The sequence below is a fragment of the Aeromonas aquatica genome, from assembly GCF_000764655.1.
Classification (GTDB): Bacteria; Pseudomonadota; Gammaproteobacteria; order Enterobacterales; family Aeromonadaceae; genus Aeromonas; species Aeromonas aquatica.
Map to the genome: position 1 here is coordinate 12,674 of NZ_JRGL01000006.1, position 14,110 is coordinate 26,783.

Sequence of the window (14,110 nt, forward strand, 5' to 3'; positions counted from 1 at the left end):
GTGTCTTCAGATGCGCGCGGCGATCTGGTCACCCATGGCGGCGGTACTCTGCACCGGGTGACGGGCATCGGCCCGATGCAGATCGGCGGTGAAATACCCTTCGGCCAGGGCCTGGGCCACGGCCTGCTCTATGGCCTGGGCGGCGGCTTCCTGGCCGAGGCTGTAGCGCAGCATCAGGGCGGCGGAGAGGATCTGGGCGATGGGGTTCGCAATCCCCTTGCCGGCGATGTCCGGCGCCGAGCCACCGGCCGGCTCGAACAGGCCGAAGCCGGATTCGTTCAGGCTGGCGGAGGGGAGCAGCCCCATGGAGCCGGTGATCATGGCGCACTCGTCGGAGAGGATGTCGCCAAACAGGTTGGAGCAGAGCAGCACGTCGAACTGGGACGGATCCTTGATGAGCTGCATGGTGGCGTTGTCGATGTACATGTGGTTTAGCGCCACGTCCGGGTAGGACTTGGCGACCTGGGTCACCACCTCGCGCCACAGGATGGAGGAGGCGAGCACGTTGGCCTTGTCGATGGAGGTGACCTTGGCTTTGCGTACCCGGGCAGATTCGAACGCTATCTTGGCGATGCGCTCGATCTCGAAGCGGTGGTAGACCTCGGTGTCGAACGCCTTCTCGGTGGCCCCTTCACCCTCGCGTCCCTTGGGTTGACCGAAGTAGATGCCGCCGGTCAGTTCGCGCACGCAGGCGATGTCAAAGCCGCGATCCGAGATGTCGGCGCGCAGCGGTGAGAACTGCTCGAGTCCGGTGTAGATGCGGGCCGGACGCAGGTTGCAGAACAGCTTGAAGTGGGCGCGCAGGGGCAGCAGGGCGCCGCGTTCCGGCTGATCGTTCGGCGGCAGATGCTCCCACTTGGGGCCGCCGACCGAGCCAAACAGCACCGCATCGGCCGCTTCGCAGCCGGTTATGGTGCTCTGGGGCAGCGGGGTGCCATGGTTGTCGATGGCGATGCCACCGACGTCGTGGCGGTCATAGTCGAGGGAGAAGCCGAATTTGGTCTGTACCTTGGCCAGTACCTTGATGGCCTCGGCCATCACTTCCGGGCCAATGCCGTCACCCGGCAATACTGCGATCCGATAACTGCTCATACTGTTTCCGTCCTGATGTTGTCGTTATTGAGCCATCTGCCCAGCGACCCGATACTGTGATCCGATCACTGTTCAGGCGGTCTCCGTCCTGATGTTGTTATTGAGCCCCATCTGCCCAGCGACCCGATACTGCGATCCGCTACCTGTTCAGACTGTCTCCATCCTGATGTTGTTTTTGCGTCCCATCTGCTCAGCGTTCTGATCACCGTTCAGACTGTCTCTGTTTTGATGTTGTGCTTGGATCCCATCTATTCAGCGATATGGCTCAGACGGTTTCCGATTTGATGTTGTTATTGCGTTCCATCTGCTCGGCGACCTGATCGGCGCGCCAGATGCTGTTGATCACATGGACCAGGGCCTGGGCCGAGGACTCGATGATGTCGGTGGCGAGCCCCATGCCATGGAATTTTCGGCCCTTGTACTCGGCGACGATGTCGACCTGGCCGAGGGCGTTCTTGCCTTCCCCCTTGCCCTTGAGCTCGTACTTGTCGATGCGGATCTCGTAGCCGGTGATGCGATTGATGCACTGGTAGACCGCATCCACAGGACCGTTGCCGGTGGCCGCTTCGCAGATCAGATCCTGACCCACCTTCAGCTTGACCGAGGCGGTGGCGAGCACCGAGCTGCCGCTCTGCACGCCGAGGTACTCCAGCTTGAAGTGCTCGGGTTCTTCGTGGATCTGGCTGAAGAAGGCCAGCGCCTCGAGATCGTAATCGAATACCTGCCCCTTCTTGTCGGCCAGGGTCAGGAACTTGCCGTAGAGGTCATCGAGGTCATAGCTGTTCTCGGCGTAGCCCATGCTCTCCATGCGGTGCTTGATGACGTGGCGACCGGAGCGGGAGGTCATGTTGAGGTTGTTCTGGGTCAGGCCGATGCTCTCAGGGGTGATGATCTCGTAGGTGTTCTTGGCCTTGAGCACGCCGTCCTGATGAATGCCGGAGCTGTGGGAGAAGGCGTTGGCGCCGACGATGGCCTTGTTCGGCTGCACCGGCATGTTGCAGATCTGGCTGACCAGCGTGCTGGTACGATGAATTTCACTGTGGCGGATGTTGGTGTGGACCCCGAGCAGGTCGGCGCGGGTCTTCAGGATCATCGCCACCTCTTCCAGGGAGCAGTTGCCCGCCCGCTCGCCGATGCCGTTGATGGTGCACTCGATCTGGCGCGCCCCCATCTGCACGGCGCCGATGGAGTTCGCCACCGACAGGCCGAGATCGTCGTGGCAGTGCACCGAGATGATGGCCTGATCGATGTTCGGCACCCGGTTGAACAGGGTCTGGATGATGCCGGAGAACTCGGTCGGTACCGTGTAGCCCACGGTATCCGGGATGTTGATGGTGCGGGCACCGGCCTTGATGGCGGCCTCGACCATGCGGCACAGGTTATCGATGGGGGTGCGGCCCGCATCCTCGCAGGAGAACTCCACATCGTCGGTGTAACGGCGGGCATGCTTGACCGCACCGATACCCATCTCCAGCACATCCTCGAAGCTCTTCTTGAGCTTGCTTTCGACGTGAATGGAGGAGGTGGAGATAAAGGTGTGGATGCGGAAGGCTTGTGCTACTCGCAAGGCTTCGCCGGCGGCATCGATGTCCTTGGGCAGGGCGCGGGCCAGGGCGCAGACTCGGCTGTTCTTGATGTGGCGGGCGATGGTCTGCACCGAGAGAAAATCACCGGGGGAAGAGACCGGGAAGCCCACCTCCATGACGTCGACCCCGAGCCGCTCCAGTGCCAGGGCGATCTGCAGCTTCTCCTTGACCGTCAAGCTGGCCGAGAGCGCCTGCTCACCATCACGCAAGGTGGTATCGAATATGATGACGCGATCTGACATGTGACTTCCCTCTTCCTAAGTTCGGTACGTGCATCCTGCATGGCATAAAAAAACCCGTGCGGGGTGCACGGGTTTTTGTAAATTCCGGCTATGCCTTAGCCCGGCTACAAGGATCCCGCGCGAGGAGTCGCGATTAGGGAGAGCAGTAGTAGCGGAGCGGCAAAATGCATGATGACTCAATCCTTCCAGTCGATAACGCTTCTACCAATATCGAGATTTTTATGCTGTGTCAACACGAACAGACAGGATCAACTCGCTGTGTTATTTAATCGGATTGTAAAGGAATGCAAATTTCCTTGTCCCATATTCGGTTCATGCCTGATTATCTGGTCATTCCTGCTGTGCTCGATCACCCACACAATCAGATCGACTTATCAGCTTTTGCTGAATTATCTGAGGTATTCCATGGAAAAACGCAGACCTGGTCGTCCGGTCGGACGCTCCGACATTCGTGACAAGCTGCTTGCCGCCGCTCGCGAACGTTTTCTGAACACTCCCTACAGCAAGGTGACGACCCGCGAGATCGCCGAGCTGGCCGGTTCCAATCTGGCGATGATCCATTACTACTTCGGCAGCAAAGAGGGCCTCTACAAGGCGGTGCTGGGGGATGTGGCCGAGCCGCTGGATCAGGCCTGGCATGACGAGAGCAGCAACCGCAGCCTGACCGATCTGCTCAATACCTACTATCAGGTGATGGCACCGAACAGCGAACTGACCTCCGCCATCTCCAGTGCCTTGTCGACCGAGAAGAGCCCGGGACGGGATTTCGTGTTGAACCGTCTGCTGGAGCGTCAACTGCCCCAGTTCGATGCCCTGCTCGAATCCATGCGCTCCAATGGTCAACTGGGTGACAACCTGGATCCCGAGATGCTGAAGATCTCCTTCCTCAGCATGATGTGGCAGCCCTTCGTGATGAAGGATCTCTACGAGCAGGTGTTCGGCCTGACCGTGGATGAGAGCTTCATGAGTCGTCTGGCGGCCCACAACTGCCAGCTGATGGAGAACGGGCTGCGCGGCTCCCTGAACTGAGTTCCGCCACCTGAAGAATGAAAAAAAGGGCCGTTCGGCCCTTTTTTCATCGCGCCTTTCACAAATCTGTTATCTGCCCTTCAACGAACTGTCACTCCGCCGCCCTAGTCTGCACAGAGATCTCGGGGAAGGAGGGGTTATGAACAAGATCCAGCAATGGGACCTGCAGGTGTGCCGTGTCTGTCTGCTCCATCCCTACAATCGCTCGCAAGCCAGAGTCAGCCGGCTCATCTCCCGCACCGGCGACGGTCCACTCTACGCCGTGCTGGCGGCCCTGCTCTGGTGGCAGGGCGGTGCGCAGCGCGAGACGGTGCAGATTGCCGTGCTGGCCTTTGCCCTCGAACTGCCGCTCTATCTGCTGCTCAAGAACGCTCTGAAACGCCAGCGCCCGGTGGGCCTGCCGGTCTTTATCACCCCCTCGGATCGCTACAGTCTGCCCTCTGGTCATAGTGCGGCGGCGTTTTTGATGGCGACCGTGCTGGCGGCCAGCTTCCCGCTCTGGGCGCCGCTGCTGTTCGCCTGGGCCGCGCTGGTGGGGGCATCCCGGCTGCTGCTCGGGGTGCACTACCTGAGCGACCTGGTGGCCGGTGCCCTGCTCGGCGGTGGTTGCGCCCTCTGGGCACTGAGCGGGAGTCAGGCATGAAGATACTGTTCGGGGTTCAGGGCACCGGCAACGGTCACATCAGTCGCAGCAGGACTCTGGCGCGCGCCCTGAAGAGCAGGGGGATAGAGGTCGACTACCTGTTCAGCGGGCGCGCCGCCGACGGCTACTTCGAGATGGGGGAGTTTGGGGATTATCGCACCTTCCCCGGTATCAGCTTCGTCAGCCACGAAGGCTGCATCTCGAGCTGGCGCACCCTCAAGGGGCTCTCTCCCTGGCGTTTCTGGCGGGATATGCGGGCGCTGGATTGCCGCGACTACGACCTGGTGATCAGTGATTTCGAGCCCCTCAGCGCCCATGCAGCCCGTCGCTGGCAAAAACCCAGCCTCACCATCAGCCATCAGGCCAGCTTCGACTGGTCCATTCCGCGTTGGGGGGAGAGCGGCTTCAGCCGCCAGCTGATGCACCGTTTCGCCCCGGTCCGGCAATCCTTGGGACTGCACTGGTTTCACTTCGGCCAGCCGCTGTTGCCCCCCATCATCGACCCCATCGCGCTGGCCCCGGACAATCACCAGATCCTGGTCTATCTGCCATTCGAGCAGACCGAGCAGATAGCGGCCCTGCTATCGCGCTTTAACCAGCAACACTTCGTCTGCTTCCATCCCGCCATTCGGACCCCCAGCCAGTGGCGCAACATCCACTTCGAGCCCCTGGCGCGGGAAGGGTTCAAGCAGGTGCTTGCCGGTTGTCGGGGGGTCATCACCAATGCGGGTTTCGAGCTGGCCTCGGAGGCGCTCTCCCTTGGCAAGAAGCTCTTGGTCAAGCCACTGGGTGGCCAGTTCGAGCAGTTGACCAACGGCAAGACTCTGGAGCTGATGGGCTTGGCCCAGCTGATGGAGGTGCTCGATGCCAATGCGGTGCGCGGCTGGCTCGAGACGGCGGCACCGGGGGCCGTTCGCTACCCGGATGTGGCGGCTGAATTGGCGGACTGGCTGGCCGCCGGGTCGGAGGAGAGCATTGAACTCTTGTCTCGCCGGCTGTGGGCCAGGACCCTCTTCCCGGAGGAGGTGTGTGATCGGCTCAGCGAGCTGGCCGAAAACCCGGCATTGACCCGCCCCTGGTTATCGCAACTCAGTGCCTTTGACTAAACTGAGATGACCCCACCCAAGGAGAGGACGGATAGCATGCGCTTTACCAATGAGAACGGCGACACCATGACCCTGGCGGACAATCTCACCCTGCATGAGCTGCTCGACATGGGGGTCAGCATCTCGGTCTGTGAAGAGACGGATCCGGATCAGCAGATCTGGCTGGTGGAGCCGGAACAGGACCATTGAGTCACCGGATAGTTGACGGGCCCACCCAAGCGGTGGGCCATTTTGTTCCGTTAAACCTCAATTTTTCAGCATGATCCGCTGCTTTACTCCTCCTCCTCTTCGCTTTCTTTCCTGCCCTCTGGCCAAGTCACTGAATGTTAATAGCTGTTTGAAATTTATGACTGTTCAGGCCAGACAAAGCCGTGGACAAGCGTTCACAAGCGGGTTAAGTTGGTTTTTCACCCGATTTTCGGGTGAATGATGGAAAAAATCACTTTTTCTACTATCGACAGCTCCGTACTCGCCTGGTCTGTATTCAGACAACAACAAGACACGGACTGGCGTTGCCGGGAAGCAGCGGACTGTCGATAGCTTTCGCTTAACGGAGCAAAGCCTGGAGGGCTTTATCATGGAGATGTTATCAGGCGCCCAGATGGTGGTTAGAGCGCTGGAAGATCAGGGAGTGGAGCACGTGTTCGGCTACCCTGGTGGCTCAGTGCTCGACATCTATGACGCTCTCTTCGAAAACGGCAAGATGGAGCATGTCCTGGTGCGGCACGAGCAAGCCGCAGTGCACATGGCTGACGGTTACGCCCGCTCCACCGGCAAGGTGGGCACAGTGCTGGTCACTTCGGGCCCCGGTGCCACCAACTGCATCACCGGCATCGCCACCGCCTACATGGACTCGATCCCCCTGGTGATCCTGTCCGGTCAGGTGCCGACCAGCATGATAGGGGAAGATGCGTTTCAAGAGACCGACATGATCGGTATCTCCCGCCCGGTGGTGAAGCACAGCTTTCTGTGCAAGAAGGCCAGCGAGATCCCCGACGCCATCAAGAAGGCCTACTACATTGCTGCCAGCGGCCGCCCGGGGCCGGTGGTGGTGGACTTGCCCAAGGATGTGCAGAACCCGAAGGAGAAGTTCCCCTATCAGTATCCCGAGTCCGTCTCCCTGCGCTCCTACAATCCGACCAAGGCCGGACACAAGGGCCAGATCAAGCGGGCAGCCAAGCTGTTGACCGAGGCCCAGCGTCCGGTCATGTACGTGGGCGGTGGCGCCATCAACGCCAATGCGGATCATCTGGTGACCAAGCTGGCCGAGTTGCTGAACCTGCCGGTGACCACCACCCTGATGGGACTCGGGGCCTTCCCCGGCACCCATCCGCAGTTCATCGGCATGCTCGGCATGCACGGCACCTTCGAAGCGAACAAGACAATGCACAACGCGGATCTCATCTTCGCCGTGGGTGCCCGCTTCGACGACCGCGTCACCAACAACGTGGCCAAGTTCTGCCCCAATGCGACCATAGTCCACATCGACATCGATCCCACCTCCATCTCCAAGACGGTGCAGGCCCATGTGCCCATCGTCGGCTCGGTGGAAACCGTGCTGGAGCAGATGCTGGAAGTGATCCGCGAGTGTGGCTTTGACAACGACAAGCAAGCGCTGGCGGAGTGGTGGGAGCAGATCGCCCAGTGGCGTTCCCGCAACTGCCTGGCCTACGAGACCTCGCCCACCCTGATCAAGCCGCAACAGGTTATCGAGGCGCTGTACAAGGTGACCAAGGGGGAGGCGTTCGTCGCCTCGGACGTGGGCCAGCACCAGATGTTCGCCGCCCTCTACTATCCGTTTGCCAAGCCACGCCAGTGGATCAACTCCGGTGGTCTCGGCACCATGGGCTTCGGCATTCCCGCCGCCATGGGCGCCCAGTTCGCCAACCCGGATGCGGTGGTCTGCTGCGTGACCGGTGACGGCTCGGTACAGATGAACATCCAGGAGCTCTCCACCTGTCTGCAGTACGGGGTGCCCATCAAGATCATCTCCATCAACAACCGCGCCCTCGGCATGGTCAAGCAGTGGCAGAAGATGTTCTACGGCGGCCGCCACAGCCATTCCTACATGGAATCCCTGCCGGACTTCGTCAAGCTGGCGGAGGCCTATGGCCACGTCGGCATCGCGGTGAGCGATCCGGCGGAGCTCGAGAGTGCCATGGAGAAGGCCTTCGCCCTGAAGGATCGGCTGGTGTTCATGGACATCTCGGTCGACCCGGATGAGCATGTCTATCCGATGCAGATCAAGTTTGGTGCCATGGACGAGATGTGGCTGAGCAAGACGGAGAGAACCTGATGAGACATATTATTTCCGTTCTGTTGGAAAACGAATCCGGCGCCCTGAGTCGTGTGGTGGGCCTCTTCTCCCAGCGCGGCTACAACATCGAGACCCTGACGGTGGCCCCCACCGAGGATCCGACCCTGTCGCGCATGACAATCGTCACCATGGGTGACGAGCGGGTACTGGAGCAGATCCAGAAGCAGCTGCACAAGCTGGTGGACGTGCTCAAGGTGTGTGACCTGAGCGAAGGGGAACACATCGAGCGGGAGATCGCCCTGGTCAAGGCGCGCGCCGCTGGCGGTGCCCGTGACGAGCTGAAACGGCTGGCGGATATCTTCCGCGGTCAGATCGTCGACGTGACCCCGGAGCAGTACACGGTGCAGCTGGTGGGCACCAGCGAGAAGTTGGACGCCTTCATCAAGACGGCGGCTCAGACCAACGAGATCATCGAGGTGGTGCGCTCAGGGGTCTGCGGCATCTCTCGCGCCGACAAGGCACTGCGCCCCTGATACCGCTGGTTGGCTGCATCATCCAAAAGGGGCTCTTCGGAGCCCCTTTGTTATTTCGTAGGGTGGTGCGCCTCAAGCTGTCTGCAGGATTTCCCGGGCTGACAAGGCGCTGCGTCTCTGACTCATCCTGCCGGTCAATTGGTTATCCACAAAGGGCTCCTCGGAGCCCTTTTTCACGGGCGCGAGCCGGGGCAAGGGAAAGGGTGAGTCTGTCATTTTCTTTCAAATGATCGGTAAACTATCCACAAAAGCTGTGGAAAACTCTGTAGATTAGCGGTGTGTCTGGCGTTAGTTGACTGATCTTAAAAGGATATTTTGATTTGATCCTGGCTGGATCGCAATTGTGCAATCCTTGGCGAGCTGGTGAGCGTTTGCTTATCGCCGGGGCCTTGTCAGACGAGGCCCAGCACCAGGAAAGTAGATCCGCTCAGGATCCTGATTTGATCTTGCGGATCAACAGCTCGCCTGCCAGCCATAAAAAAACCCGCCTCTCGGCGGGTTTTTTAGCAGTGTCAGCATAGGGCGAACTTATGCTTCGGCTGCCTCGGCCTGGGCGGCCTGGATACCGGTCAGGGCGATGGTGTAGACGATGTCGTCCACCAGGGCGCCGCGGGACAGGTCGTTGACCGGCTTGCGCATGCCTTGCAGCATGGGGCCGATGGAGACCAGCTCGGCGGAGCGCTGTACCGCCTTGTAGGTGGTGTTGCCGGTGTTCAGGTCCGGGAACACGAACACGGTGGCTTTACCCGCGACCGGTGAGTTCGGTGCCTTGGACTTGGCCACGTTCTCCATGATGGCCGCGTCGTACTGCAGCGGGCCATCGATGATGAGATCCGGGCGCTTGGCCTTGGCCAGCTCGGTCGCTTCACGCACTTTCTCTACGTCCGCGCCGGCGCCAGAGGTACCGGTGGAGTAGGAGATCATGGCGACGCGCGGCTCAATGCCGAAGGCGGCAGCGGAGTCGGCGGACTGGATGGCGATCTCGGCCAGCTGTTCGGCGCTCGGATCCGGGTTGATCGCGCAGTCACCGTACACCAGCACCTGATCAGGCAGCAGCATGAAGAAGATGGAGGAGATGAGGGACGAACCCGGGGCAGTCTTGATGATCTGCATCGGCGGACGGATGGTATTGGCGGTGGTGTGCACGGCGCCGGAGACCAGGCCATCCACTTCACCACGTTCCAGCATCATGGTGCCCAGCACCACGTTGTCTTCCAGCTGTTCGCGGGCGACCACTTCGGTCATGCCCTTGCTCTTGCGCAGCTCGACCAGACGCGGCACATAGCGCTCGCGCACTTCCAGCGGATCGATGATCTCGACGCGATCGGTCAGTACCACACCCTGCTGTTCGGCGACGCGGCGGATCTCTTCCGGGTTGCCCAGCAGGACCGGACGGGCGATGCCACGTTCGGCACAGATGGCGGCAGCCTTGATGGTGCGCGGCTCTTCCCCTTCCGGCAGCACGACGCGCTTGTTGGCCTGACGGGCCAGCTCGGTCAGCTGATAACGGAACGCCGGCGGGCTCAGACGACGGGAGCGGGTGGACTTGGCAGAGAGAGACTCGATCCAGTGCTTGTCGATGTGGCCAGCCACATAGTCCTGCACCAGCTCGATCCGCTCGCGGTCATCTTCCGGGATATCGACGTTGAAGTTCTGCAGGCTGACGGCGGTCTGCCAGGTGTTGGTGCCGGTGATCATGATCGGCAGGCCGGTGGCCATGGCCTGTTGGCACAGGGCGATGACTTGCGGCTCCGGATGATAGTTACCGGTCAGCAGCAGGGCACCCAGCTTGACGCCATTCATGGCGGACAGGCAGGCGGAGACGATGACGTCGGAGCGATCGCCTGAGGTCACCAGCAGGCTGCCCGGACGGAAGTGCTCGATCATGTTGTGGATGGAGCGGGCACAGAAGGTCACGGTCTGCAGGCGACGGCTGTCCAGCTCACCCTTGTGCAGGATCTTGGCGGCCAGGTGCTTGGCGAGATCCTTGGCGCGCGGGGCGATCAGCTGGGTGTTCCAGGGGATGCAGCCGAGGATGCGCAGCGGGCTCTTGCCGAAGACCTGCAGCACTTCCAGGTTATGAGCGGAGTCGGAGGTGTGGTGATGAGCCTCGAACATCTCGGTCAGATCGGGGCGGGTCACGCCATGCTCGTCAACCGGTGCGCCGACCTTGTTGATCACGCAGCCCACGATACGCGGGTTGCTGACGCCACCGAAGTTGGAGCAGGCCAGCTCGATGCGCTCTTTGAGCTTCTGGCTGGAGTCGTTGCCCGGATGGGTCACGAACACCATGTCGGCATCCAGCGCCTTGGCCACGTCGTAGTTCAGCTTGTTGGCAAACGGCTGCTTGTCGGTCGGGACCAGACCTTCGATCACCACCACTTCGGCACCGCTGCTCTTCACGTGCTCTTCGAAGCGAGCCACGATCTCTTCCAGCAGGATATCGGTGTTGCTGGAGGTGATCATGTTCTCGGCGTAGGAGAGGGCGAACGGCTCGGGCGGATTGATGTTGGCGGCGGCGCGGATCACGGCGGTGGAGCGCTCGGTACCGGTTTCACCCGGACGCGGCTGAGCCACCGGTTTGAAGAAGCTGACATTGACACCGTGACGTTCCATGGCGCGAACGACGCCAAGACTCACGGAGGTTACGCCGACACCAGTGCCGACCGGGATGAGCATAATAGTGCGTGCCACTTATTACCCCTTGTTCATTTTTTGGGATCAGGAAAAGGCCGCCCGGGGGCGGCCTTGCTCTACAGCTAAATTATGCGCCGACCAGTTCCAGCGCGTCGTGGGCGATGACCCACTCTTCGTTGGTCGGGATAACCAGGGCCTTGGTGGAGCCAGCCTTGGTGATCTCGCCACCCTTGCCGAAGCGAGCGGCCAGGTTGGCGTCGTGGTCGACGTCAAAGCCCAGCAGGCCCAGCTTGTTCAGGGTGATTTCACGGATCGGGGCGGAGTTCTCGCCGATGCCACCGGTGAAGACCACGGCATCCAGACGACCGTCCATGGCGGCGGCGTAAGCGCCGATGTACTTGGCCAGACGGTAGCAGTACACGTCCATGGCGCGCTTGGCTTCTTCCTTGCTGTCGTAGTTGTCTTCAACGAAACGGCAGTCGGAAGTGACTTCGGTCAGACCCTGCAGGCCGGATTCCTTGGTCAGCATGGTGTTGATCTCGGCCACGCTCATGCCCAGCTTGTCGTGCAGGAAGAAGATGATCGCCGGATCCAGATCACCGGAACGGGTACCCATCACCAGGCCTTCCAGCGGAGTCAGACCCATGGAGGTGTCGACGGACTGGCCATTCTTGATGGCGCAGACGGAGCCGCCGTTACCCAGGTGGCAGTTGATGATGTTCAGCTCGGATACCGGCTTGTTCAGCTGCTTGGCGGCTTCCAGGCTGATGTAGTAGTGGCTGGTGCCGTGGGCGCCGTAGCGACGGATGCCGTTCTCTTTGTAGAGCTTGTACGGCAGGGCGTACAGGAAAGCTTCTTCCGGCATGGTCTGGTGGAAGGCGGTGTCGAACACGGCGACGTTCTTCTCGGCCAGCTCAGGGAACACCTTCAGCGCGGCACGGATACCGATCAGGTGCGCCGGGTTGTGCAGCGGAGCGTAAGGAATGGCGGCTTCGATACCGGCGATCACGTCTTTGCAGATCCGCACGGAGGAAGTGAATTGCTCGCCGCCGTGAACCACGCGGTGGCCGATGGCGATCAGGTTCTTGGACAGCTCCGGGTTGAGCGGCAGGATCTTGTGGACAATGAAGTCCAGCGCTTCCTGGTGAGCGGCACCGGCACCCAGATCGGCGCTACCCTTTTCACCATTCAGTTTCCACTTGATGCGGGCGTCGTCGAGGTTGAAACACTCGGCCAGGCCGGACAGCAGATCATCACCGGTGGTTGCGTCAATGACAGCAAACTTCAGGGACGAGCTGCCACAGTTAAGAACAAGAACCAGCTTACTCATGAATAAATCCTATCGCAGATTGGGTTGGGTTGGAGGATGCGCCGGACGCGGAGCGTCCAAAAACAATCAACTTATCCTTATGAGGGTTGGCAATCTGTTGCTTGCCCCTTGTATAGTGATACAAGACCCGAAATCCAGACGTCCCTGACTGGCCAACGGCAGGCCGTTGGCGTAAAAATTAGGCGCTCAAAGGATAACCTGATTGTTGAAAAATAACAAAGTCATCCTCAACCTTTGTTATTGAACCTCAAATATTGTCGAGGTTTTGCCGTTAATACGTTCAAAAAGAGCTCGGAGGTAGTATGAGCATGAACATTTTTGGAACTAAATTACAGCAAGGCCGTCATTATATGACTCTTTGGCCGCGCCGTCCCGAGCTTAATTCCATGTTCCCGGAGAATCGGGTGATCAAGGCGACCGAGTTTGCCCTCAAGATCATTCCGGCCCTCGCCGTGCTCAGCGTCATGTTGCAGTTCCAGTTCGGCGAACAGCATTATTGGCCCTCGGTCATGGCCTCCGTGCTGTTTCTGCTCAGCCTGCCGCTGCAGGGCTACTACTGGCTCGGTCAGCGCGCCGACACCCGGTTGCCTCCCTCTCTTGCCAGCTGGTACCGGGAGATCAACGGCAAGATGAACGAGCAGGGGGGGCACCGCCAGCTGGTGGCGCGGCCCCGTTATGAGGAGCTGGCCGATACCCTCAATGCCGCCTTCAAGCAGCTGGACAAATCCTTCCTCTACGAATGAGCCGGTAGCACGGCCAAAAAGGCGCCCAAGGGCGCCTTTTTCATCTGTTTTTTCAGGCCGCCAGCACCTTGCTGATCTCCTGGATGGAGAGCTTGTACTGACGGGGGCACTGACGCCAGGCCGCCAGCATGCGCTGGTACTTGTCACGCATGGCGATGTCGCTGGAGAGCTCGTCACAGGGGCACGGCAGCTCGGGGAAGCGCTTGTCCACTTCCAGCAGGAAGCAGACATAATCCGCCAGTTCCCGCTCCTGGCTGCGGCTGTAGCCGTTGAAGCTCAGTCGGCTGGCGTTCACCTCGGCCTGGCTGGCGGCGTCCAGGTTGCCCCAGGAGATGGCCAGCGCATGGTGCAGCTCCAGAGTGTCCAGCACCTCCTGGCAGGTGGCGAGATCCAGATGACCGAAGCTCTTCTCCAGCTCGAGGATCTGCAGGCAGTAGCCGCGCTCGACTATGGTGCTGGCGCGCTGGTAGAACGGCGCCTTTTCCGGATTGAGTTTGGCCAGGATCTCGTACTGATTGCTCAGGATCAGGCGTTCGGTGTGGCTCATATTCATGGGCTGTCTCACTGGAAAATGAATCTGCAGCCACGTTAACCCATATCTAAGATGAATTTTTTGATCTGGTAGGGGAGGTTGGCGAGAAAAACGGGAGAGGGGAAATCAAAACCGCCGGCGACCTGGTTAATTAAATGTGTCCTGGCCGACTTGAATTGTGTGGTGGAGAGGCAAAAATGTAAGCGTCATTTGGCCATGCCAGATGATATACCACCAAGTCACCCCATCAGGTGCAAGCCATCATAAGGATCTCGCCGCGGCCCAGGGCTCGCAGGTGGGGCGGGGCAGGCAGCCGCGTGCCCCGTAGTTTCTGAAGACGAAGTGCATCAGCAAAGAGGGCCTGCAACTGCAGGCCCTCT

At 60.2% G+C, this 14,110-nt stretch carries 12 protein-coding genes; 7 read left to right on the plus strand and 5 right to left on the minus strand.

Going from position 1 to position 14,110, the window contains the following annotated elements:
- Nucleotides 1-6 precede the first annotated feature (6 nt).
- Entirely contained in the window at nucleotides 7-1,092 is a 1,086-nt protein-coding gene (gene leuB / locus LG30_RS0100385) for a 3-isopropylmalate dehydrogenase (protein WP_033128731.1), read from the minus strand.
- A 265-nt stretch (nucleotides 1,093-1,357) separates the two neighbouring features.
- Complete coding sequence (gene leuA, locus LG30_RS0100390; protein WP_033128732.1) at nucleotides 1,358-2,920, minus strand: 2-isopropylmalate synthase; 1,563 nt, start codon at nucleotides 2,918-2,920, stop codon at nucleotides 1,358-1,360.
- Nucleotides 2,921-3,325: 405 nt separating this feature from the next.
- Between leuA and LG30_RS0100395 the strand changes: the two genes are divergently transcribed.
- The 6 genes from LG30_RS0100395 (at nucleotide 3,326) to ilvN (ending at nucleotide 8,488) form a co-directional block, all read left to right on the plus strand.
- Nucleotides 3,326-3,949, plus strand: a complete 624-nt coding sequence (locus tag LG30_RS0100395; RefSeq protein ID WP_005323843.1) for a TetR/AcrR family transcriptional regulator — start codon at nucleotides 3,326-3,328, stop codon at nucleotides 3,947-3,949.
- A 139-nt stretch (nucleotides 3,950-4,088) separates the two neighbouring features.
- Nucleotides 4,089-4,592 carry a phosphatase PAP2 family protein gene (locus LG30_RS0100400; RefSeq protein ID WP_033128733.1) on the plus strand — a complete coding sequence of 168 codons (504 nt, stop codon included), beginning with the start codon at nucleotides 4,089-4,091 and terminating at the stop codon, nucleotides 4,590-4,592.
- Nucleotides 4,589-5,698 carry an MJ1255/VC2487 family glycosyltransferase gene (locus tag LG30_RS0100405; RefSeq protein WP_033128734.1) on the plus strand — a complete coding sequence of 370 codons (1,110 nt, stop codon included), beginning with the start codon at nucleotides 4,589-4,591 and terminating at the stop codon, nucleotides 5,696-5,698. The genes LG30_RS0100400 and LG30_RS0100405 overlap by 4 nt, the downstream gene beginning before the upstream one ends.
- Nucleotides 5,699-5,734: 36 nt before the next feature.
- Nucleotides 5,735-5,887, plus strand: a complete 153-nt coding sequence (locus LG30_RS22455) for a hypothetical protein (RefSeq protein ID WP_126623399.1) — start codon at nucleotides 5,735-5,737, stop codon at nucleotides 5,885-5,887.
- Between the two features lie 388 nt (nucleotides 5,888-6,275).
- Nucleotides 6,276-7,994, plus strand: a complete 1,719-nt coding sequence (locus LG30_RS0100410) for an acetolactate synthase 3 large subunit (protein WP_033128735.1) — start codon at nucleotides 6,276-6,278, stop codon at nucleotides 7,992-7,994.
- A complete protein-coding gene (gene ilvN / locus LG30_RS0100415; protein WP_005311605.1) occupies nucleotides 7,994-8,488 on the plus strand; it encodes an acetolactate synthase small subunit in 495 nt (164 codons plus the stop codon). Before LG30_RS0100410 ends, ilvN begins: the two co-directional genes overlap by 1 nt.
- Nucleotides 8,489-9,016: 528 nt before the next feature.
- Here the strand turns inward: ilvN and pta are convergent.
- Nucleotides 9,017-11,182: a phosphate acetyltransferase gene (gene pta, locus LG30_RS0100420; RefSeq protein WP_033128736.1), complete on the minus strand. Its 2,166-nt coding sequence runs from the start codon at nucleotides 11,180-11,182 to the stop codon at nucleotides 9,017-9,019.
- 70 nt (nucleotides 11,183-11,252) lie between these two features.
- Nucleotides 11,253-12,455 carry an acetate kinase gene (locus tag LG30_RS0100425; protein ID WP_033128737.1) on the minus strand — a complete coding sequence of 401 codons (1,203 nt, stop codon included), beginning with the start codon at nucleotides 12,453-12,455 and terminating at the stop codon, nucleotides 11,253-11,255.
- A gap of 302 nt (nucleotides 12,456-12,757) precedes the next feature.
- On the opposite strand from LG30_RS0100425, the gene yfbV reads away from it, so the two are divergent.
- Complete coding sequence (gene yfbV, locus LG30_RS0100430; protein ID WP_033128738.1) at nucleotides 12,758-13,198, plus strand: terminus macrodomain insulation protein YfbV; 441 nt, start codon at nucleotides 12,758-12,760, stop codon at nucleotides 13,196-13,198.
- Between the two features lie 52 nt (nucleotides 13,199-13,250).
- Here the strand turns inward: yfbV and LG30_RS0100435 are convergent, their stop codons facing one another.
- Complete coding sequence (locus LG30_RS0100435) at nucleotides 13,251-13,751, minus strand: YfbU family protein (protein WP_033128739.1); 501 nt, start codon at nucleotides 13,749-13,751, stop codon at nucleotides 13,251-13,253.
- Nucleotides 13,752-14,110: the final 359 nt, after the last annotated feature.